General features: G+C 74.8%; 13 protein-coding genes. 9 read left to right on the top strand and 4 right to left on the bottom strand.

Annotation, left to right across the window (positions count from 1 at the left end):
- The first annotated feature begins 403 nt into the window (after nucleotides 1–403).
- Together lanKC and ACFV18_RS00145 are read left to right on the top strand one after the other, a co-directional pair.
- The gene (lanKC, locus tag ACFV18_RS00150) at nucleotides 404–3142 is read left to right on the top strand and encodes a class III lanthionine synthetase LanKC (RefSeq protein ID WP_380477885.1); all 2739 of its coding nucleotides are present in this window, start codon (nucleotides 404–406) and stop codon (nucleotides 3140–3142) included.
- Nucleotides 3139–4431: an MFS transporter gene (locus ACFV18_RS00145; RefSeq protein ID WP_380477884.1), complete on the top strand. Its 1293-nt coding sequence runs from the start codon at nucleotides 3139–3141 to the stop codon at nucleotides 4429–4431. The genes lanKC and ACFV18_RS00145 overlap by 4 nt, the downstream gene beginning before the upstream one ends.
- 47 nt (nucleotides 4432–4478) lie before the next feature.
- On the opposite strand, the gene ACFV18_RS00140 is transcribed toward ACFV18_RS00145, so the two are convergent.
- Complete coding sequence (locus tag ACFV18_RS00140; protein ID WP_380477883.1) at nucleotides 4479–5294, bottom strand: BTAD domain-containing putative transcriptional regulator; 816 nt, start codon at nucleotides 5292–5294, stop codon at nucleotides 4479–4481.
- 172 nt (nucleotides 5295–5466) lie between these two features.
- Here ACFV18_RS00140 and lanM point away from each other — a divergent pair, with 172 nt between their 5' ends.
- The 3 genes from lanM to ACFV18_RS00125 all read left to right on the top strand — a co-directional run bounded on the left by lanM (nucleotide 5467) and on the right by ACFV18_RS00125 (nucleotide 11952).
- Nucleotides 5467–8526: a type 2 lanthipeptide synthetase LanM gene (lanM, locus tag ACFV18_RS00135; RefSeq protein ID WP_380477882.1), complete on the top strand. Its 3060-nt coding sequence runs from the start codon at nucleotides 5467–5469 to the stop codon at nucleotides 8524–8526.
- A 141-nt stretch (nucleotides 8527–8667) separates the two neighbouring features.
- Nucleotides 8668–8904, top strand: coding sequence for a hypothetical protein (locus ACFV18_RS00130; RefSeq protein ID WP_380477881.1), 237 nt, complete (start codon nucleotides 8668–8670; stop codon nucleotides 8902–8904).
- A 57-nt stretch (nucleotides 8905–8961) separates the two neighbouring features.
- Entirely contained in the window at nucleotides 8962–11952 is a 2991-nt protein-coding gene (locus tag ACFV18_RS00125; protein WP_380477880.1) for a helix-turn-helix transcriptional regulator, read from the top strand.
- Nucleotides 11953–12033: 81 nt separating this feature from the next.
- Here the strand turns inward: ACFV18_RS00125 and ACFV18_RS00120 are convergent, their stop codons facing one another.
- Nucleotides 12034–14529, bottom strand: coding sequence for an ATP-dependent Clp protease ATP-binding subunit (locus ACFV18_RS00120; RefSeq protein ID WP_380477878.1), 2496 nt, complete (start codon nucleotides 14527–14529; stop codon nucleotides 12034–12036).
- Nucleotides 14530–14786: 257 nt separating this feature from the next.
- Between ACFV18_RS00120 and ACFV18_RS00115 the strand changes: the two genes are divergently transcribed.
- The gene (locus ACFV18_RS00115) at nucleotides 14787–15737 is read left to right on the top strand and encodes a polysaccharide deacetylase family protein (protein WP_380477876.1); all 951 of its coding nucleotides are present in this window, start codon (nucleotides 14787–14789) and stop codon (nucleotides 15735–15737) included.
- 730 nt (nucleotides 15738–16467) lie between these two features.
- A complete protein-coding gene (locus ACFV18_RS00110) occupies nucleotides 16468–17508 on the top strand; it encodes a GNAT family N-acetyltransferase (RefSeq protein ID WP_380477875.1) in 1041 nt (346 codons plus the stop codon).
- On the opposite strand, the gene ACFV18_RS00105 is transcribed toward ACFV18_RS00110, so the two are convergent.
- Complete coding sequence (locus ACFV18_RS00105; RefSeq protein WP_380477873.1) at nucleotides 17495–17914, bottom strand: YchJ family protein; 420 nt, start codon at nucleotides 17912–17914, stop codon at nucleotides 17495–17497. The two genes, ACFV18_RS00110 and ACFV18_RS00105, sit on opposite strands and share 14 nt — an antisense overlap.
- 1219 nt (nucleotides 17915–19133) lie before the next feature.
- Between ACFV18_RS00105 and ACFV18_RS00100 the strand changes: the two genes are divergently transcribed.
- Nucleotides 19134–19625, top strand: a complete 492-nt coding sequence (locus tag ACFV18_RS00100) for a hypothetical protein (protein ID WP_380477871.1) — start codon at nucleotides 19134–19136, stop codon at nucleotides 19623–19625.
- Nucleotides 19626–19632: 7 nt separating this feature from the next.
- Here the strand turns inward: ACFV18_RS00100 and ACFV18_RS00095 are convergent, their stop codons facing one another.
- Nucleotides 19633–20025, bottom strand: a complete 393-nt coding sequence (locus tag ACFV18_RS00095; protein WP_380477869.1) for an RNA-binding S4 domain-containing protein — start codon at nucleotides 20023–20025, stop codon at nucleotides 19633–19635.
- Between the two features lie 152 nt (nucleotides 20026–20177).
- Between ACFV18_RS00095 and ACFV18_RS00090 the strand changes: the two genes are divergently transcribed.
- Nucleotides 20178–22178: an FAD-dependent oxidoreductase gene (locus tag ACFV18_RS00090; protein ID WP_380477867.1), complete on the top strand. Its 2001-nt coding sequence runs from the start codon at nucleotides 20178–20180 to the stop codon at nucleotides 22176–22178.
- Nucleotides 22179–22588 lie beyond the last annotated feature (410 nt).

The following is a 22588-nucleotide window of genomic DNA, read 5'->3' as shown; positions in this document are numbered from 1 at the left end:
GAGGAGCACACCATGGCGAACGTCCTGAAGCTGCAGAAGATGGTCACCGTCGAGGGCAACCCGATCGACGACCAGGAGTCCATCAGCGTCTCGTCCTGCGACTCGCACAGCTGCTGACCCGAAGAGGTCTTCCGGGCCCCGGTGGCGCGATGCCGCCTCACCGCACCGGCCGGCCGGTCGGGCGGAGGAAACGATCACAGAGGAGCACACCATGGCGAACGTCCTGAAGCTGCAGAAGATGGTCACCGTCGAGGGCAACCCGATCGACGACCAGGAGTCCATCAGCGTCTCGTCCTGCGACTCGCACAGCTGCTGACCCGAACAGGTCTCCTGGGCCCCGGCGGAGCAATGCCGTCGGGGCCCGCCCCTTTCTCCGCACCGCCCGTCCGGAAGGGAAACGCCCGTGCTCTCCTGGCAATCGCTCCAGTACTACCTGCAGTTCGACCGGCGCTGGTACGAGACCGCCGACCGCCACCGCCCCGACCCTGCGCACCTCGCGGCCTTCCGTGAACTCGTCCCCGACGGCTGGGCCACCCGCCGGCGCGGCCTGTGGTTCATCGCCGACCCGCCCGGCCGCAACACCCCCGCGCAGGGATGGAAACTGCACGTCACCGCGGCGGCGGGGGAGAGCGAGGAGGTGCTGCGGCTCGCCCTGCCGGTGCTGTTCGCGCACGGGGTGGCGTTCAAGTTCCTGATCGACCCGTGGTCGGTCGAGCTGACCAGCGGCAAGACCTTCTCCCGGACCGCCAGCGGCAAGTTCATCACCGTCTACCCGGCCGACGACGCCGAATTCCACGCGGTGGGCAAGGAGTTGGCCGCCGCCCTGGAAGGCCGCGGCGGCCCGTACATCCTCTCCGACCGGCGCTGGCCCGGCTCGACGGCCGTCTACTACCGCTACGGCGGCTTCGCCGCGATCAAGCGGCTGCGGGCCGACGGCATCAACGACCTGATGATCGCCACCCCCGACGGCACCCTGATCCCCGACGTCCGCAACCCGTACTTCGAGTCGCCGCCGTGGGTCACCGACCCGTTCCCGCCCGAGGAGGCCGAGGAGGACAGCGCGCTGAACGGCCGTTACCTGCCCACCTCCGCGCTGATGTTCGGCAACCGGGGCGGCGTCTACCTGGCCACCGACCGGGAGACCGGCGCGCAGGTGGTGCTCAAGGAAGCCCGGCCGGGCGTGCTGGTCGGGCGGCCCGGGCGGGCGGCCGTCGAGGTGCTGGAGAAGGAGTACCAGGTGCTGTCGGAGCTCGCCGACACCGGGTACTTCGTGCAGCCGCTGGACTTCTTCCACGAAGCCGGACACGCCTTCCTGGTCGAGGAGTACATCGACGGCCCGCACTACAGCCGCAACTGCATCGCCACCAACCCCGTGATCACCGGCAAGCTGGACGGCGAAAGCCTGCGCGCCTACTACCGCACGCAACGCGCCCTGTGGCGGCAGATCGCCGAGGCCCTCGCCGCCGCCCACCGCCGCGGCATCCTGCTCGGCGACCTCTCCTACACCAACGTGCACCTCACCAAGGACGGCCGGGCCGTGCTGCTCGACCTGGAGGCCGCCGTCCGCGAGGGCATCGACCCGCACCTCGGCGTGCACACCATCGGCCTGGCCAGCCCCCGGCTGCGCGCCACCAACCGCTACGACCGGGCCAACGACTGGCACTGCCTCGGCGCGCTGATCTTCTCCTCCATCATGGTGGTCAACAACACCACCGGCTTCCACCGCCCCGCCCAGGACCGGTTCCTGGACGCGCTCACCGCAGACCTCGCACTGCCCGCCGAACTCACCTCGCTGATCCGGGACTTGACCGACCCGGAGGCCGTGGACGGCGACTTCGACCCGGAGGAGCTGCTGAAGCGGATCGACGCGCTGCCGTTCGACGACCCGGCGCTGTGGACGTCCCCCGTCCCGCTCACCGAACCCGCCGCCAGCCGCTACCGCGACCCCGAGGCCGTGCCCGGGCTGCGGGACGCCGACCTCGCCGCCACCGTCGAGGGCATCGCCGCCGAGATCGAGGCCGCCGCCGACGCGCAGCGCGCCGACCGGCTGTTCCCCAGCAACCCGCTGGTCCACCAGACCAACCCGCTCTCCCTCGCGTACGGCGCCACCGGCATCCTGTACGGCCTGCACCGGCTGCGCGGCAGCGTGCCCGACCGGCTGCTCGGCTGGGCGCTCGCCAAGGACGTCGACCCCGCCGCGTACCCGCCCGGCCTGTACCTCGGCCAGTCCGGCCTGGCCTGGGCGTTCGACGCGCTCGGCCACCCCGCCGTCGCCCGCGCGCTGATGGCCTCCGCCCGCCGCCACCCGCTGCGGCACGCCCTGCCCGGCATCCTGCACGGCACCGCCGGCCACGGCCTCGCCGCCCTGCACCTGTGGCACCGCCAGCACGACCCCGAACTGCTCGCCGACGCCGTCGCCGACGGCGAACACCTCGCCGCCACCGCCGTCCACGGCCCCGACGGCCCGCACTGGCCGCAGGCCATCCCCGGCGACGGCCGGCTCTGCACCCGGCTCGGCCACGGCCACGGCGGCAGCGGCATCGCCCTGTTCCTGCTCTACCTGCACCTCGCGACCGGTGAGGAACGCTGGTACACCCTCGGCCGCGCCGCGCTCGGCCACGACCTCGCGCACGCCAGCTCCCTTCCCGGCGGCACCCTCGGCTTCCCGTCCCACACCGGCCCCGCCGAAGGCCGCACCATCCTGCGCAACTACTGGGACGAAGGCACCGCCGGCGTCTCGGTCACCGTCGTCCGCTACCTCGCCGCCCGGCCCGACGAGCAACTCGCCGCCGTCGCCGAGGACCTGCTGCGCGACTCGGCCCGCCGCTACGTCGTCTTCCCGCACCTCGCGCACGGGCTCGCCGGACTCGGCAACGTCCTGCTCGACGCGGGCGAACTGCTCGGCGAACAGCGGTGGTTGGACGAAGCCCGGCGGGTCGCCGACGGCATCCTGCTCAGCCGGATCGAACAGGACGGCGAGATCCCCGGCGGGATCGGCTTCCCCGGCGAACAGGCCCTGCGGGAGAGCTGCGACCTGGCCACCGGCTCGATCGGCATCGCGCTCTTCCTCGACCGGCTGCGCCTCGCCCGCCCCGGCACCCGCACCGACTTCCACTTCACCGTGGACGGACTGCTGCCGTGACCGCGGACGTTGCACCCGACGTACGACCGGCCCGGAACCGGCGGTGGCTGAGCCGGTTCCGGCTGGTCGGGGCGAACCCGATGTTCCGACGGCTGTGGATCGGCCAGTTCACCTCCGAACTCGGCAGCTCCATGAGCGTGCTGGCGATCCCGATGCTGGCCGTCGCGGTCACCGGATCACCCGGGAAGGCCAGCATCCTCGCCACCCTGGGCTTCCTCACCACCTGGCTGACCGCCGCCCCCTGCGGCCAGCTCGCCGACCGGATCCCCCCGCGCCGGCTGATGCTCGCCTGCGACACCGTCCGGCTCACCGCCGTCACCGCCGTCGCCGTCACCACCTTCGCGGGCGGCCCGCCGCTGTGGCTGCTCGCCGTCACCACCGTCGCCTCCGGCACCGCGCTCACCGCGTTCGGGCCCGCCGCCGGGAAGATGCTGCGCACCATCGTCCCCGCCGACCAGCTGCCCGAGGCGGTCGCCGCCAACCAGGTCCGCGGCTACAGCGCCTCGATCGTCGGCCCCGCCGCCGGCGGCGCCCTGTTCGGCCTGACCCGGGCCGCGCCCTTCCTCGGGGACGCCGTGAGCTACCTGGTCTCGCTGGCCTGCGTCCGCGGCCTGCCGTCCGGCGCCGGCGACAGCCCGTCGGCCCGCGGCTGGCCCCGACTGCGGGAAGGACTCGCCGTCATCCGCCGCACCCCGTTCCTGCGGGCGTCCCTCGCCTACTCGGTGCCCGGCAACCTCGCGGTCTCGATGCTCATGTACATCCTGCTGCTGCGCCCCGGCGCGGCCGGCGGCGGCACCGGTCTCGCGTTCAGCGCCGCCGCCGCCTGCGGACTGATCGGCTCGCTCTTCGCCGCCGGCGCGCACCGCCGCTTCGGCCTGTGGCGGCTGATGGCCGGCACGGCCGCGCTGCGGCTGCTCGCCACACTCGCCGTCGGCCTGAGCGCCGGCCGGCTCGGCCCCGCGGCGGCCCTCGCCCCGGTCCTGCTGCTCGCCCCCGTGGTCGGCGCCGCGCTCGGCACCACCACCCTGCTGGTCGTCGACTACGACGTCTACGGCCGGGTCAGCGGCACCACGTCGTTCATCGGCGGCGCCCTCCAGCCGCTCGCCCCACTGGCCGCCGGCGCGCTGCTCCAATTCGGGGGCACCGGCGCGGCGCTGGGCGTGGTGGCCGCCCTGTTCGGCCTGGTGCTGGCGGCGGTCCTGGCGGGACGGCGGAACCTGGACGTCACCGTGGACGGGAAGGTGCTCGCCCCGGCGAGCCGGGGCGCGACGCCCACACCGGTGTCATGACGACCGCCCCGACCGCCGGTCGGCGGCCGGGGCCCGCACAGGGCCGGTCAGGCCGGCTGCTTCGCCGGCCCGTGCAGTTCGGCGGTGAGCGTCGGGTCGTGGATCAGGATGCGCTGGGTGAGGTGGGCGAGTTCGGGGCCCGGATGGACGCCCAGCTCGTCGCGCAGGGTGCGGCGGGCGGTGTGCAGGACGGCCGCCGCCTCTGCCTGGCGGCCGCTGCGGTAGAGGGTGCGGGCGCGCAGGGCCCAGCCGGACTCGCGCAGCGGGGCCTCGCTGGTGAGCAGGGCGCACTCGGTGACGGCGAGGTGGTGGGCGTTCAGGGTGAGCAGCACGGAGGCCCGGATCTCCCGTGCGGCGCAGCGCAGTTCGGTCAGCCGCCAGCGCTCCGGGTCGAGGAACACCAGGTGGGCGAGGTCGGCGTAGGCCGGGCCGCGCCACAGCGACAGCGCCAGGTCCGCCGCGGCGAGCGCCTTCACCGGGTGGCTGCGGGCAGAGGTTCCGGCGCGCTCGACGAGCGCGGCGAACTGCCGGGCGTCGAGCGCGTCCTGGGCGAGCCGCAGGCGGTAGCCGCCGGGCTCGTGGCGCAGCACGGAGGACTCCTGTCCGGCCGGGCGGTGGGGCTCCAGGGCGCGGCGCAGATCGGCCACGCAGGTGTGCAGGGCGTGCCGCGGGCTGGCCGGCAGACGGTCCTCCCAGACGGCGTCGATCAGGTCCTGTTCGGGGACGACCGCGCCGCCCGCCGCGGCCAGCGCCGCCAGCACCGCGCGCGGCCGGGGCCCGCCGAGTCGCACCCGCACCCCGCCGACCGCGGCGGCCATCGGGCCGAGAACCTGCACCGTCGTCTCTCTCGTGGTCGCATCCATGTGCCGAGCCTGACGGCGCCCACCCCTGCGGGCCCATCCGGACGGACCCCCGTATTCCGCAACCCGCCCCCGGGGGCCCGCCCCCACCCCCCGGATGGGGGCCCGTCCCGCCGCGGGAATATGGGGGCCGGCCCCCATGTTGCGGGGGCGCCCGGTGGCCATGCTTGCCACTATGACCGATTCCACAGCCACCTGGGGCCGGCACGGCGAAGGCGCCTGGTGGGCACCGGCGTTGACCCTGACGGAACGCCTGACCGGCCCGGCCGGCGCCGCGCCCGGCTCCGTGCCTGCCGAGGCCGCGCCGTCCGTGGATCGCCGACTCGCCGCCTGGCACCGGGAGTTCGACGGCCGACTGGACGAATGGCTGGCCGATCTGGGCGCGGACCGGGCTCAACTGCGGGCGCTGCTGGCCGAGTCGGCGGACAGCCTGGCGGCGCGGGCCGGGGCGCAGCCCGACTGGGCGGGCTTCGTCCGGCGCGCGGTGGCCGCCGCGCCCGCCGCGCCCGCCGGCCCGGGCGCCTCCGCCGGCCCGGGCGCCTCCGCCGGCCCGGGCGCCTCCGGCGAGGGAGCACAGCCCTGGGCGGACGGGTTCGCGGCCGTGGTGGCCCCGTTCGCCGCCGCCGCACTGGCCGCGCTGCGGGCCGACCCGCACTGGCAGGCCTTCGCGGAGCACGCCGAACTGTCCTGTCTCGAAGCCGACTTCGAGCAGAGCCTGACGTCCCGGCTGGTGCGGACCGCCAGCCGGACCCTGGTCCTGGAGCTGAACGTCGCGCGGGTCGGCGGCGCGCTGCACGGGACGAACGGCACGGAGCGGTTCGCCGACTTCGTCCGGCAAGTCGCGTCATCCGACCGGCTGGCCGCACTGGTCGCCGAATACCCGGTGCTGGCACGGTTGTTGGCGTGCTGCTGCGAGGACACGGTGGCCGCGTGGGCCGAACTCGCCGACCGGTTCACCACCGACCGGGCGGCCCTGGTCGCGGAACTGTTCGACGGCGCCGACCCGGGCCGGCTGGTCCAGGTCCGCACCGGGGCGGGCGACCGGCACGCGCACGGCCGGACGGTGGCCGTCCTGCGGTTCGCCGCCGGGCCGTGCGCGGTGTACAAGCCGCGCCCGCTCGGCGTGCACCGGCACTGGAACCGGCTGCTGCGGCTGCTCGGCGAATCGGTGCCGGACGCCGCGCTGCGCACCCTCGCCGTACTGGACCGGCACGCCTACGGCTGGCTGGAGTTCGTCGAGCCGGGCCCGTGCACGGACCGGTGCGGCGTGGAACGCTTCTACCGGCGGCTGGGCGTGCAACTGGCGCTGCTGCACGTGCTCGGCGGCACCGACATCCACTACGAGAACCTGATCGCGGCCGGTGACCAGCCCGTCCTGGTGGACCTGGAGACGCTGTTCCACCCCGAGCAGGGGCCGGTCGAACCGCTCGGCGGCGATCCGGCGCTGCGGGTGCTCGGCGAGTCGGTGCACCGGATCTCGCTGCTGCCGTTCCCGCTGTTCGGCGAACACGGCGCGCTCGACGTGTCGGGGATCGGCGGCGACGACGGTGCGCCACTGCCCATGCCCGTGCCGGGCTGGGCCGAGGCCGGCACCGACCGGATGCGGCTGGTACGCGCACCGGGCCACCTGCGGCGCGCCGCCAACCGGCCCCGGCTCGGCGGGGCGGACGTCGACCCGCAGGAGTACACCGAGGCGCTGGTCTGCGGATTCCGGGCCGGCTACCGGGCGCTCGCCGACGCCGCACCCCGACTCACCGCCCCCGGCGGGCTGTTGGAGAGCTTCGCGGCCGACACCGTGCGCGTCGTGGTCCGCCCCACCCGGCGGTACGCGACCCTGCTGGAGGAAGCCACCCACCCTGACGCGCTGCGCGAAGGCCTCGACCGCGAGCGGCTGCTCGGCCTGCTCTGGCGGGAATCAGCCGACGACCCCCGGCGCCGCCCGCTGGCCGCCGCCGAACGCGACGAACTCTGGTGCGGAGACGTCCCGTTGTTCACCACCACCGCCGGCGACGGACGCCTGCACGCCGACGGCCGACCCTGCGGCCCGACCCCCGCCGACAGCGGACTCGACCGGACCAGGCGGCGGTTCGCCACACTCGACCGCACCGACCTGTACGACCAGGAGTGGATCGTCCGGGCGGCCCTGGCCACCCGGTCCGGCGGGCCCGGCGCGCTCACCGCCACCCCCGACGAACGCTCCTGCCCGCCCGTCGCCCCCGACCCCGACCGGCTGGTCGCCGCCGCCTGCGACCTCGCCGACCGCATCCTGGCCCGCGCCCACGGCGACCGGCACCGCGTCAACTGGCTCACCCTGGAACCGATCACCGACCGCCAATGGGCACTGATGCCGCAGGGCGCGGCCCTCGACGGCGGCTACCTCGGCACCGCGCTGTTCCTCGCCCAACTGGCCGCCCTCACCGGCACCGCACGCTACGCCGAGACCGCCCGCCGCGCCGTGCGACCGCTGCCCGCGCTGCTGGCCGCACTCACCGCCGACCCCGCCCAGCTGGACGCCGTCGGCGCGGGCGGCTTCACCGGCCTCGGCGGCATCGCGTACGGACTCGCCCGTCTCGACACGCTGCTCGGCGGCGCCTGCGAGCTCCGCGAGGCCACCGCGACGGCCGTCCGGCTCACCGCCCGGGCCGCCCGCACCGCACCGCCCGAAGACCCGCACCCGGACCGGCAGTTGCTCTCCGGCGACGCCGGCTGCCTGGCCGCGATGCTCGCCGTCCACCGGCTCACCGGCGACCCGGAGGCCGCCTCGGCCGCCGACCACTGCGCCGAGCGGCTCGCCGCCACCCCCGACCCCACCCCGGACGGAGCCGCCCACCGGCGCTGGGCCCTGCACCGCTACGCGGCCACCGGCCGCACCGTGCGGCTGCCCGCGCCCGGACCCACCGCGACGCTCGGCCCCGCGGCGCGCCTGGCCGCCGCCCACACCCCCGACACCGTGTCCCCGCCGCCACCGGCCGGACCCGCCAAGGACCACAGCCTGCTGCACGGCGACAGCGCCGCCCTGGAGCTCCTGCTCACCGGCCGGCCCACCCGCGCCGCCACCCGCGCCGCCGACCTGCTCGGCGACCTCGACCACTCCGGCCCCCGCTGCGCCACCCCCGCGGCGATCCCCACCCCGGCCCTGCTGGCCGGCCTGGCCGGCATCGGCCACACCCTGCTCCGCCTCGCCCACCCCGCCGACGTTCCCTGCGTCCTGCTGCTGGAACCGCCCCGCAGGTAGCCGCACCCCCGCTCCACCCAGCCCGTCCCACGTCCCGTTCCGTACGGGCCGCCGCGTCCCCGCTCCACCCAGCCCGTTTCGTTCCGCCCGGGCCGCCGCATCCGGACCGCCCGCCACATCTTTCCTGTCAGGAGGACCACCATGACCACCTCGACCCTCGTCGCCCTGTGGAAGGACCCCGAGGCGCGTACCGACGAGTGGGCGGCACACCCCGCCGGGGAGATCATCTCCTCCCTCGGCCGAGTCGAACTCCCCCGGGTGAGAAGGGCGTTGGCGCTGTCCGGCTGGCTCGCGCCGGAGCACGGGGCGATGGACGGCGGCGCCGGCGGCATGGCGGACTGGAGCACCCTCACCTCCATCTCGTTCACCGAGAACTGAGCAACAGTGCAAAAGGGCCGATGGCCCGGTGACGGCGCGGGCCGCTAGCCTGCGTCAATGCTCACCTCCTCGCCTTATGTCGTGGGTCGTGCCGAGGAACTGCGGGTCCTGCTCGACGGGTTGATCGACGCCCGCCGGGGGCGGGGACGCGCGGTGTTCGTCGGCGGTGAAGCCGGAATCGGCAAGACCCGGCTGACGGCCGACTGCGCGTACCGGGCGGTCGCGGACGGAATGGCCGTGCTGCGCGGCCGGGGCAGCAGCGCCGGCGCGCCGGTGCCGTTCCGGCCGATCGCCGAGGCACTGCTGTCGCTGTTCCGGGTGAGCGGGCCGCCGCAGGACCCGTCGCTCACGCCGTACCGGTCCGCGCTGGCGGCGCTGGTCCCGGACTGGCGGGTCGAGCAACGCCCGGCCACGCCACCGTCGTTGACCGACATCGCCGAGGCGCTGCTGCGGCTGCTCGGCGCGGTCGGCCGGGAGGACCCGGACCGGCCGCCGCGCGGCTGCCTCCTGATCGTCGAGGACCTGCACGAGGCGGACGCGGAGACCCTCGCCGTGCTCGACTACGTGATCGACAACCTCGACGGCCTGCCCGTTCTGCTGGTCGTGACGCTGCGTCAACACCCGTGCCCCGCACTCGACCTGGCGCTCGACGCGGCCGCCCGCAGACAGGCCCGGCGGCTCGACCTGCTCCCGCTGGACGATGCGCAGACCGCCGAACTCGCCGCTGCCTGCCTGTCCGCCGCCCCCGGCGCACTGCCCGCCGCCGTGGTCGAGCGGGTGGTCAGGGACGCCGGCGGAAACCCGTTCGTGATCGAGGAGTTGCTGAGCGGGATGGTCACCGCCGGGGCACTGCGCCGCGACCCCGTGCGGGGGTGGGAGGTGTTCGGCGACGTCGCCACCGGCGTGCCCACCACGGTGGTGCGCAGCGTCGTGCAGCGGGCCGCCCGGATCGACCCGGCGGGCCGGGAGATGCTCAACGTCGCCGCGGTGCTGGGGCGGCGCTTCGCACTGCCGGTGCTGCAACTGGTCACCGGCCTGGACGACCGCAGCCTGCTGATCCACCTGCGGGCCGGGATCGACGCCCGGCTGCTGTCGCCCAGCGGGCCGGTCGCCGACCGCTACGAGTTCCGGCACGCGATGGTCGCGGACGCGCTGCTGGCCGACCTGCTGCCTGCCGAGCGGGCCGCGATCGCCCGGCGCGCGGCCGGCGAGGTGGAACTCGCCTACCCCGGACTGCCAGGCGAATGGCGGCAGTTGGTGGCCGTCCTGCGCCAGTCGGCGGGCGAACCGGAGGCCGCCGCCCGGCTGTTCGCGGAGGCTGCCGAGGAGGCCCGGCTGGGCGGGGCCACCGAGTCCGCCGTCGCGCTGCTGGAACGCGCCCTGGAACTGGTCGGCGGGGACGGCGCAGCCACGGCCGCCGCGAGCGCCATCCGTGAGCAGCTGGTGCACGCCCTCGCCGACAGCGGCCGGTTCGACCAGGCCCGTGACCTCGCCCGGACGCTCCCGCTGGGCGGCCCGGCCGCGCTCGGCGACGACCGAACCGCCGCCCTGCACCTGCGCCTGGCCCGGGCCGCCGTCACCGCCGGCCGCCTCGCGGACGCCGCCGAGCAGGCCGCCCTGGTCCGTACCCTGCTCGGCCCCACGGCCGGCCCCGAACGGACCTGCGCCCTGGAGGTGGTGGAGGCCCACCTCGCCCTGGCCGGAGTCGGCTGCCCCGCAGCGGACTCCGGCACGGATCGGGACGGGGTGCCGGAGGGCGAGTGGCGGACCGCCGCCGCGGAGCGGCTGGCCCGCCGCGCCGCCGAACGGGCCGAGGCCGCCGGCCTGGCCGAAATCGCCTGCCAGGCATGGCAGTTGCTCGCCCTGCTGGAGCGCAGGCACGGCTTCGACCGGGCGGACGGATGCCTGCGGCGCCTGCTCGACCTGGCCGCCCGGCACCGGCTCCCCGGCTGGCAGGTGGACGCCCAACTGCGGCTCGGCGTCAACGAGTTCATGCAGGTCGGCGAGTCCGTCCAGCTGGAGCGGGCACACCGGGCCGCGCTCGACCTGGGCGCGCTCGACCTGGTCCGCTCCGCCGAGTCGACGCTCGCCATGCACGCCGTGCTGCGTGGCGACTACGCCCGGGCCCGCACGCTCAGCGACCAGGGCCTGGAGGCCAGCGCCCGGCTGCGCAACGTCGACCACCACCAGTTCCTGCTGCTGACCCGGGCGATGGTGGCCGCCCACCAGGGCCGCCGGGCCGAAATGACCGACGTGCTGGCCGAGTTCGACCGCTGGGACGGCGCGGAGTCCCTGCAGCTGCCGCTGGCGTACGGCAACTGCCGGGCGGTGTGCGCCCTGCTGGAGGAGGACCGGGTGCTGGCCCTCGCCGAGTTCGACCTGGCCCGTCGCTGGGAGGCCCGGCACCCGTCCGTCTTCTACCTGAACGGCGCGCACGGCCTGCACCCGCTGCTGCGCGCGCTGGCCGGCACCGGGTCCGCCGAGGAGCACGCCAGGACGGCCGCCGACCACGCCGCCGGGCTGGCCTGGAACCGGCAGTTCGAGCGGCTGGCGTACGCCGTCCACCTGGGCCGGGCCGGGCAGGCCGACGCCGCCGCCGAGGCCGTCGCGGAGGCCGCCCGGGCGGCCCGCCCGTTCGCGATGGCCCGTCACCTGGGGCTGCGGCTGGTCGCCGAGGCCGCGCTCGCCGACGGCTGGGGCGAGCCGGTGGGATGGCTGCGCAGCGCCGAGGAGTACTTCCACCGCGCCGGGGTGCCGGCCGTCGGAGCCGCCTGCCGCCGCCTGCTGCGCGAGGCCGGGGCCGGCGTCCCGCAGCGGCGCACCGGCACCGAGCAGGTCCCGGAGGGGCTGCGCGGACGGCGGGTGACGGTGCGGGAGTACGAGGTGGTGCTGCTGGTCGCGCAGCGGCTCGGCAACCAGGAGATCGCCGCCCGGCTGAGCATCTCGCCGCGGACGGTGGAGAAACACGTGGCCAGCCTGCTGGAGAAGGCCGGCCAGCCGAATCGCACGGCCCTCGCGGACTGGGCCGCCCGCAACACCTCCCCGTGACGCGCGGATCCGCCCCGGGAGAGGCTCCCGGGGCGGAGGTGGCGGTCCGGTTTATGCCGGCCCGGTTCGGGCGGGTCCGGTTCAGGCCTCGGCGGGGCGGCCGATCGAGCAGACCAGTTCGCCGTCCTGGGCGTCCGCGACGATGGTGTCGCCGGGCTGGAGGTCGCCGGAGAGCAGCATGGTGGCGAGCCGGTTGTCCAGCTGGGTCTGGATGGTGCGGCGCAGCGGCCGGGCGCCGAACTCGGGCTGGTGGCCGCGATCGACCAGCCACCGCTTCGCCGCCTCGGTGACGTCGAGTTCGAGGCCCTGGGCCCGCACCCGGCGTTCGGAGTTGGCGAGCATCAGGTCGACGATGCGCAGCAGGTCGTACTCGCCGAGCGCGTCGAAGACGATGATGTCGTCGATCCGGTTGAGGAACTCGGGCAGGAAGCGCCCGCGGAGTTCGGCCATCAGCCGGTCGCGGATCTCCTCGGTCTCGCCGCGGTGGGCGAGGATCAGCTGCGAGCCGATGTTGGAGGTCATGATGACCACGGTGTTGCGGAAGTCCACGGTGCGGCCCTGGGCGTCCGTCAGCCGCCCGTCGTCGAGGACCTGCAGCAGTGCGTTGAACACGTCGGGATGGGCCTTCTCCACCTCGTCGAACAGCAGCACGCTGTACGGGCGGCGGCGGACGGCCTCGGTGAGCTGCCCGGCCTCCTCGTAGCCGACGTACCCGGGTGGGGCGCCGACCAGGCGGGAGACGGTGTGCTTCTCCTGGAACTCGCTCATGTCGAAACGCACCAGCCGGTCCTCGTCCCCGAAGATCAACTCGGCCAGGGCCTTGGCGAGTTCGGTCTTGCCGACGCCGGTCGGGCCGAGGAACAGGAACGAGCCGACCGGCCGGTTCGGGTCGGCCATGCCGGCCCGGCTGCGGCGGACCGCCTCGGAGACCGCGACCACCGCCCGGTCCTGGCCGATCACCCGGTTGTGGAGTTCGTCCTCCAGCTTGAGCAGCCGGGCCTTCTCGTCCTCGGTGAGCTGGGAGACCGGGATGCCGGTCTGCCGGGAGAGGACATCGGCGATGTCGTCCACGGTGACGGAGACGACGCCCTCGCGGCGTTCCTCGATCTCGGCGTTCTGCGACTCCAGGTCGGCGATCCGGGTCTTGAGTTCGGAGGCGCGGGTGAAGTCCTCGGCGGCGACCGCCTCGTCCTTCTCTCGGCGCAGCTTGGCGAGTTCGTCCTCCCGTCCGATCACCTCGGTGGAGCGGCCCAGGCCGCGCAGCCGGACCCGGGCGCCGGCCTGGTCCATCAGGTCGATCGCCTTGTCGGGCAGGTAGCGGTCCGAGACGTACCGGTCGGACAGGTCGGCGGCGGCGCGCAGCGCGTCGTCGGTGAACCGGACCTGGTGGTGGGCCTCGTACGCGTCGCGCAGACCTTCGAGGATCTGCACGGTCTCCTCCACGGACGGCTCCGGGATCAGCACCGGCTGGAAGCGGCGCTCCAGGGCCGCGTCCTTCTCGATGTGCTTGCGGTACTCGTCGATGGTGGTCGCGCCGATGACGTGCAGCTCGCCGCGGGCCAGGGCCGGCTTGAGCATGTTTCCGGCGTCCATCGCGCCCTCGCCGCCGGCGCCCGCGCCGACCACGGTGTGCAGCTCGTCGATGAACAGGATGATCGAGTCGGCGGCCTCGCGGACCTCGTCGATGACGTTCTTCAACCGTTCCTCGAACTCGCCGCGGTACTTGGAGCCCGCCACCAGACCGGACAGGTCCAGCGCGACCACCCGGCGGTCCTTCAGGGTGCTCGGGACGTCACCGGCGATCACCCGCTGGGCGAGGCCCTCGACGATGGCGGTCTTGCCGACGCCGGGCTCGCCGATCAGTACCGGGTTGTTCTTGGAACGGCGGGAGAGGATCTCGATGGTCTGCTCGATCTCCTCGGCCCGGCCGACCACCGGGTCCAGCTTGCCGAGCTTGGCGTCCTCGGTCAGGTCGCGGCCGTACTCGTCCAGGGTCGGGGTCTTGCTGTCCTCCTTGGCCGGGACGCCACGCTCCCCACGGGAGGCGGCCGCCTCGGCCCCGCGCCGCATCCGGGAGGCATCGGCACCGTGCGCGGACAGCAGGCGGCCGGCCCCCGAGTCGGGGTCGTCCAGCAGGGCGGCCAGGATGTGCTCCGGCCCGATGTACGAGACCCCGGCGGCCTGCGAACGGGCGTGCGCCCCGATCAGCACCCGCTTGGCGGCGGGCGTCAGGCCGGGCTCCACGGACGGGTCGGCCTCCCCGGCCGGCAGGGTGCGTTCGATGGTGGCGGCGAGCGCGTCCGGGTCGGCGCCCGCCTGCGCGAGCAGCGAACGGGCCGGGTCCGTCAGGGTGGCCGCCCACAGCAGGTGCGGGGTGTCGAGGTCGGTGCTGCCGTCCTCCTGGGCCCGCAGCTCCGCCCGGCCGATCAGGTCCCGGGCGGACTCGGTGAGCAGCCGCCCGATCGGCACCCGCTGGACGGCGGGCGGGGCAGCGGCCGGGTTCAGGCCGAAGAAGCGATTCAGCAGTTCGGAGAAGGCGTCGTCGGAGCCGAGCGAGCCGAAGCCGGGCATGGTCATCGTGAGGGCACTCCCATGGGCGGACGGGCAGCAGTCTCCCAGAACTATGTCAATCCGTTATATGAGCCGCAAAGTGGTGCGATCCGGACAGGTGGCGGGCCGACGGGCAGTGCCGCTGTCCGGCGGGCTCCCAGGAAGCTTTCAGGAACTTGGGACAGACATTACGGATGCATGGGACGCTGATGACCTGAACCGAGACGGGCACCCCGGGCCGACCGCCCGGGGTGCCCGTACGTGCACCGGCCGAGGGGGAAGCCATGCCGACCACGGACCGCGCCACCCGGCGCGACCGCGCCGCCCGGCGCCGGGGGATCGACGCACTCCTGCGCCACTCCCCGCTCCAGCCCGTCTTCCGCGCCCGCGCCGCCCACCGCCTCGCCGTCCTCGCCTACCACGGCATCGACGACCCCACCGCGTTCCGCGCCCAGATGGAACGCCTCGCCCGCACCGCCCACCCCGTCGCCCCCGAGCAGGTCGCCCACGCCGCCGAACACCGCCGCCCCCTCCCGCCCCGCAGCGTGCTGGTCACCTTCGACGACGGCGACCCCACCGTCCTCACCCACGCCCTCCCGGTCCTCGCCCGTCTCCGCATCCCCGCCGCCGCGTACGTGATCACCGACCTGATCGACAGCGACCGCCCCTACTGGTGGACCGAAGCCGCCCACCTGATCCGCCGCGGCGGCCACACCCACACGCTGCACGGCCTCGACTCCGCCGCCGCCGTCCACCACCTCAAGACCGTCCCCGACGTCGAACGCCTGCACGTCCTTGCCGAGTTGCGCGCCACCGCGAGCCGACAGGCGCCCCCGCAACGGCAGTTGAGCTCGGCCGAACTGCGCACCCTGGCCGAAGGCGGCCTGACCGTCGGCAACCACACCGCCTCCCACCCGTGCCTCGACCGCTGCGAGGACAGCGACCTCGACGCCCAACTCGTCCGCGCCCACGACCGGTTGACCACCTGCCTGGGCCACCCGCCCACCACCTTCGCCTACCCCAACGGCAACCACGACCCCCGCGCCGAGACCGTGCTGCGCACCCTCGGCTACCGCACCGCCTTCCTCTTCGACCACCGCCACGCCGCCCTGGCCCCCGCCGAACGCCTGCGCATCAGCCGCCTGCGCGTCAACTCCCACACCGGCCCCGACCGCTTCGACACCATCCTCTCGGGCCTCCACCCCGCCATGCACCGCCTACGCGGCGGACGCTGAGGCGCGGGCGTCGGGTGGGCGTCGGTTGGGCGGGCGTGTGGGGGGCGCTGAGGCGCGGGCGTGGGGTGGGCGTCGGTTGGGCGGGCGTGGGGCGGGTGCTGAGGCGCGGGCGTGGGGTGGGCGTCGGTTGGGGGCGGGCGTTGAGGCGCGGGCGTGGGGTGGGCGTCGGTTGGGCGGGCGTGGGGCGGGTGCTGAGGCGCGGGCGTGGGGTGGGCGCCGTTCGGGACGGGCAACTGCGGGCCGGGGAGGGGACGGGGTTGTGGCGGACGTGCCGAAGGTCGTGCCTGCTCCCGGCTGCCGCGAGTCCGTTTGCGGCGGGTGGCTGCGGGCCAACTCGCCCACAGGCCTCGACCGTTGCGCCATGGCCCGGCCCGGCGGGCCGTCTTCGTTCGGCGGTGGCGTGGCCTGTGTTCGACCGTCGGCGCACTGCGCTCGCGTTCGGCGGACGATTGTGGGTCGGCGCGTGCGCGGGCTCAGGTGGCGTGGGGGCTCTGCCCGGTCTGCGTCCCGGCTCGGGTGCTCCGCGATTCCTTCGCGCGAGGGCCGGCGCACCGTGCACCGGTTTGCCGGGCGGTTGCGGGTCAATTCGGCTACGCGGCCGGGCCGTTGTGGCACTGTCGGGGTGGCGGTCGGGTGGCCCTACCCCGTTCAGCCGTCGGCGCGCGCAGGGATCGGGATTGCTTCGGCACCGCCCCACGCGGTGGCGATCGAAGAGAGAGGGGGTTGCGTGATGAAGGACGCGCCGGAGATCTTGCGTACGCCCGGACTGGACGGTGAACTCGTCCGCGAATGGCGCCAGTTGATCGTCGATGACCCGGACGGCTCATGGTTCGCCGGGCCGGACTGGGTGCTCGCGTGGTGGCGGACGCTCGGGGCCGGGCAGCGCGGCGAGATCGCCGTGTGGCGTGGAGCGGACGGCCGGGTCGAGGCGGTGGTGCCGCTGGCGCTCGCCCGGCTGCGGCCGCACCACCGGGTGCCGCTCGGGCTGCCGGTGCTCACCCTTCTCGGTGCCGGGCCCGGCGCCGCCGACCACTGCGGGCCCGCCGTCCGGCCGCACCGGCGCGCCGAGGTCGCCGCCTGGCTCGCCGCCCGTGCCCGCCGCCGCACCCTGTGGCTGCCCGCACTGGACCCGGCGCACGGCGACCTGCTGCCGCCCGGCACCCGACCCGTCACCCGCAGCGCCTGCCCGCGCCTCGACCTCACCGCCGGGCCCGACCGGCTCGGCTCGCGCGACTTCCGGGCCGCCAACCGGCGCGCCCACCGCCGCCTGGCCGCCGCCGGCGTCACCTTCGACTGGCTGCCACCCGCCGCCGCCCCACCCACCCTGCTGGACGAACTGCTGCGCCTGCACCAACTGCGCCGCCAGGCCGCCGCCGGTGGGGTCAGCAGCTTCGACGCCGGTCGCCTGCCGCTGCACCGGGCGCTGCTGGAGGCCGCCCTGCCCGACTGCGGGCCCGCCTTCCAAGTCGCCCGCCACGAAGGCGAGTTGATCGGCGTGCTGTACGGCTTCCGGTGGGCCGACCGGTTCGCCTACTACCAGATCGGCTGGGACCAACGGTGGGCCGCCGAGTCCCTCGGCACCGCGCTGATCGACGCGGCGGTGCGCAGCTGCGCGACAGAAGGCGTGCGGGTCTTCGACTTCCTGCGCGGCGACGAGCCGTACAAGTACCGGTTCGGCGCGCAGGACCGCACCGACACCAGCCATCTGCTGCCGCGCGGCGCCGGCGGGGCGCTGCTCGGCCTCAAGTACCGCCTGCTCAGGGCTGGATGACGCCGTCCAGGTACACCCACTCGCCCTGCTGGCGGACGAAGCGGCTGTTCTCGTGCAAGGAACCGGCCCGGCCGCGCTCACGGTAATGGGCACGGAACTCGACCGTCCCGTCCTGGTGGAACGGCCCGCCGTCGGTGGCGCCAAGAATCTCCAGGCGCTCCCAGCGCAACGACGGGTCGAAGTCGACGGAGGCAGGCCGGGTGTCCGGATGCCAGGACCGCAGCAGGTACGGCTCGTCCCGCACCGCGAACGCACTGAACCGCGACCGCATCAGCTGCTCAGCACTGCTCGCGGCCGCCTCCCCGCGGTGCAACCGCCCGCAACACTCGGCATACGCGGCGGGCAGCCCGCACGGACAGGTGGTCGGAGCGACAGGAGAGGGGGAGGGGGTGCGTCGGCGGGCCATGCCCACCATTATCGCCGCCCCCCACAGCACCCTCCGCCACCCCCGCCCAGGACCGCACCTCCGCCTTGCCAGCCGCCCCGCCCGCCAGACCACCGTCGCCGCCCGCTCGCGCCGCCCGCCAGACCACCGTCGCCGCCCGCTCGCGCCACCCGTCGGGCCGTCGTCGCCGCCCGCTCGCGCCGCCCGCCAGGCCGTCGTCGTCGCCGCCCGCTCGCGCCGCCCGTCGCCCTGGCCACCTGCCGGGCCTCCGCCACCCGTTGGACCCTTGGCCGCCCGCCAGGGGCCACCGTCGTGGCTCGCTTTCGCCGCCCGTCTGGCCCTCGCCGCCCGTCTGGCCCTCGCCGCCCATCGGGCCTCCGGCCGCTCGCTTTCGCCGCCTGCCAGGCCACTGTTACCGCTCGCTTTCGCAACCAGCCGGGCACCCTCGCCGCCCGCCGGGCCCTGGCGACCCGCCGGGCCCCGGCCGTTGCTCGCTTTCGCTACCGCCGGGCCCCTGACGACCTGCTGGCCCCTCGCCGCCCGCCAGGGGCCACCGTCGTCGCTCGCTTTCGCCGCCCGTCGGCCACCATCGCCCGCCGGGTCTGGGCCCCCTGGCGGGTCACCGTCGCCCGCCGGGCCCTCGGCCGCTCGCCAGCCACCGCCCTCGCTTTCGCCACCCACCGGGCATCCCTTGTCGCCGCCCCGGGCCACCCGCCCCGCCGGCCCGGGCCACCCATTGGGCCCCGGTTGACCGCCAGGCCACCATCGCTGCACGCCCGGGCCACACCCGCCGGGCCCCCGGCCGTCGCTCGCTTTCGCCACCCGCCCGGCCCCTGACCACCCGCTGGGCCCCGGCCACCTGTCGGGCCACCGTCGCCTGCCGGACGCTCGGCCGCCTGTCGGGTCTGGCCGCCCGTCGGGCTCCGGGCCATCATCGCCGCTCGCTTTCGTCACCCGCTGGACATCCCCCGCCGCCCGCCGGGCCACTATCGTCGCTCGCTCGCGCCGCCCGCAGGGCCACCCCTGCCACCCCGGGCCCCGGCGGCCCGCAGGGCATCCCCCGCCGTCGCTCGCTCGCGCCGCCCGCAGGGCATCTCTCGCTGGCCGCTCCGGCCCCCGCTGCCCGCCAGGGCTGTCCGGCGCAGCGCGGGGGCGGGGCGCGGGTGTTGGGGGGCAGGATGGGCGGGTGTCGCGTCAGCGTGGCGTGGCAGAGGACGACCGGTCGGCGAAGGGGACTGCGATGAGCGACCACCACCACAACGTGCTGCTGCTCGGCTTCACCGACCAGGGGGCGTGCCGCCGGGCGTACGAGGATGCGATGCATCTGCCGGGGCTGCGGCAGCTCGCGGTGCTGGAGCGCAGTGACGAGGGGATCGTCGACATCCCGGAGAGCCACATCCGGGGTGCGGGCGTGCCGACCGTCGGTTCGGGGCTGGTGGGCGGGCTGGTCGGGTTGCTCGGCGGGCCGATCGGGGCGCTGCTGGGTTTCGCGGCGGGTGCGGCGATCGGCAACGCGGCCGAGCAGACCGAAATGACCGACGGCGGTGCGGGCCTGATCGTGCTGTCGTCGCGGGTGGACAACGGGCGGGCGCTGCTGGTGATGGACATGGTCGAGCACGACAGTGCACCTGCCGACGAACTGGCCGCGAAGTACGGGGCCTCGGTGGAGCGGATCTCCGCCGAGGAGTTCGCCGAGCAGGTGCGCGTCGCGAAGGAACAGGCCGAGGGGTAGCGGCCGATCAGAAGTAGGGGCGATAGCCGTCGCGCAACTTGTCCAGGTCGCGCCGGTCGCGCTTGGTGGGCCGTCCGGCGCCGCGGTCGCGCAGACCGATCTCGGCGGGACGCTCGGTGCGGGGCGGCGGCGGGGGGCTGTGGTCGACGTAGCAGGTCTCGGCGACGGGCGCGCCGACCCGCTTGGCGATCGGCCGGACCACCTGAACGATCCGCTCCCGGCCCTCGACCCGCACCCGTACGTCGTCGCCGGGCTTGACGTGCTGCGCGGGCTTCGCGGTGGCCCCGTTCACCTTCACGTGCCCGGCCCGGCAGGCCGCGCCCGCCGCCGAGCGGGTCTTGATCAGCCGGATCGCCCAGATCCAGCTGTCGATCCGTACGCTCGCCTCGTCCGTGCTCATATCCCGACTCTATCGCCGAGCCGAGCCGCCCAGAGCTGAACGTCCAGAGGCGAGACGCCCAGAGCCGAGCCGCCCAGAGCTTTGTGCAACTAGTTGCAGAGAAAGTCCGCCGCCCCCTACCGTTGGGTAACAAATCCTGACCGGAGGCGTCGATGACTGCTGCGTACCCCCACCTGCTGGCCCCGCTCGACCTGGGCTTCACCACGCTGCGGAACCGGGTGGTGATGGGTTCCATGCACGTCGGCCTGGAGGAGGCCGCGAACGGCTTCGAGCGGATGGCCGCGTTCTACGCGGAGCGCGCCCGCGGCGGCGTCGGCCTGATCGTCACCGGCGGCATCGCGCCCAACGAGGCGGGGCGGCCGTGGTCCGGCGGCGCCAAGCTCACCACCGAGCAGGAGGCCGCCGAACACCGCGTGATCACCGACGCCGTGCATGCCGAGGGCGGCAAGATCGCCCTGCAGATCCTGCACTTCGGCCGCTACGCGTACCACCAGGACCTGGTCGCCCCGTCCGCCCTGCAGGCCCCGATCAGCCCGTTCGTCCCGCACGAGCTGACCGAGGAGCAGATCGAGCAGACCATCGAGGACTTCGCGCGCTGCGCCGAACTCGCCCGCTCCGCCGGGTACGACGGCGTGGAGATCATGGGCTCCGAGGGCTACCTGATCAACGAGTTCATCGCCCGGCAGACCAATCACCGCACCGACGGCTGGGGCGGCTCGTACGAGAACCGGATGCGCTTCCCGATCGAGATCGTCCGCCGGGTGCGCGAGCGGGTCGGCGCGGACTTCATCCTGGTCTACCGGCTGTCCATGCTCGACCTGGTGCCCGGCGGCTCCACCTTCGACGAGGTCGTCCGGCTCGCGGAGGAGATCGAGGCGGCCGGCGCCACCATCATCAACACCGGCATCGGCTGGCACGAGGCCCGCATCCCCACCATCGCCACCTCCGTCCCGCGCGGCGCGTTCGCCTGGGTCACCAAGAAGCTGATGGGCAAGGTGGGCATCCCGCTGGTCACCACCAACCGGATCAACACCCCGGAACTCGCCGAGGAGTTGCTCGCCACCGGCCACGCCGACCTGGTCTCGCTGGCCCGCCCGATGCTCGCCGACGCCGCCTTCGTCAACAAGGCCGCCGCCGGAACCCCCGAGGCCATCAACACCTGCATCGGCTGCAACCAGGCCTGCCTCGACCACACCTTCAGCGCGAAGATCACCTCCTGCCTGGTCAACCCGCGCGCCTGCCACGAGACCGAACTCGTCCTCGCCCCCACCCGGTTGCGCAAGCGCATCGCCGTGGTCGGTGCCGGCCCGGCCGGCCTCGCGTTCGCCGTCTCGGCCGCCGACCGCGGCCACCAGGTCACCCTGTTCGACGCCGCGAGCGAGATCGGCGGACAGCTGAACGTCGCCCGCCGCGTCCCCGGCAAGCAGGAGTTCGACGAGACCCTGCGCTACTACCGGCACGAACTGGCGCGCACCGGCGTCGAGTTGCGCCTCAACACGCTCGCCGACGCGGACGCCCTGACCGGCTGGGACGAGGTCGTGCTCGCCACCGGCGTCACCCCGCGCGTTCCCGAGATCGACGGCATCGACCACCCCAGCGTGCTCGGCTACCTCGACGTGCTGCGCGACGGCGCCAAGGTCGGCGACCGCGTCGCCGTGATCGGCGCGGGCGGCATCGGCTTCGACGTGGCCGAATACCTCACCGACCCGGGCACCGACGACTTCCTCGCCAAGTGGGGCGTCGACGCCGAGCACACCACCCCCGGCGGCCTGACCGCTCCCACCCGCCCCGCCGTCCCGCGCAGCGTCCACCTGCTCCAGCGCAAGACCGGCAAGATCGGCGCCGGCCTCGGCAAGACCACCGGCTGGATCCACCGCACCGAACTGCGCCACCGCGGCGTCGTGATGGTCCCCGGCGTCGAGTACCGCCGCATCGACGACGCCGGCCTGCACCTGGTCGTGGACGGCACCGAACAGGTCCTCCCCGTCGACACCATCGTCCTCTGCGCCGGTCAGGAACCCCGCCGCGACCTCCTCGACGCCCTCCGCGAACGCGGCATCGACCCCCACCTGATCGGTGGCGCCGACCTCGCTGCCGAGCTCGACGCCAAGCGCGCCATCGACCAGGGCACCCGCCTGGCGGCGGCGCTCTGACGCCACGTCAGTAGTTGGTGAGCGGGTGGCCCGGTCGCAGGCAGTGCCGGGCCACCCGCAGGTGCATCGCGTCGGCCAGGTCCCGCGTCCAGCGGCCGGTCCGGCCGAGGAGGTTGTGCGGGGATTCCCCGAAGTCCGGGAGCCGGTCGGTCAGTTGAATGGTGCCGGAGCTGCCCGGGAGGTTCCCCCGGCGGCGCGGTCACCTCGTCGAGCGGCACCGGCACCAGCCCGTCCGGTCGAGTGGCCCCGTCGCGCCGACTCCTCGTTCACGGCGGCCGGAACCGACCCGCCGGACCACCTCTCGGCGCCCGCGCTCACCAGGTACATCCCCGTTCCGCGCACGCCGTAGGGCCTTCCCAACAACGACGGTCGGCCGTCAGCGGGACGTGCTGTGAGGCACCCCTCGCCCG

The sequence above is a fragment of the Kitasatospora sp. NPDC059673 genome, from assembly GCF_042734215.1.
In the GTDB taxonomy this organism is placed as follows: Bacteria; Actinomycetota; Actinomycetes; order Streptomycetales; family Streptomycetaceae; genus Kitasatospora.
Note: the sequence above shows the minus strand (reverse complement) of the source record. Positions and strands in the feature narration are given on the sequence as shown.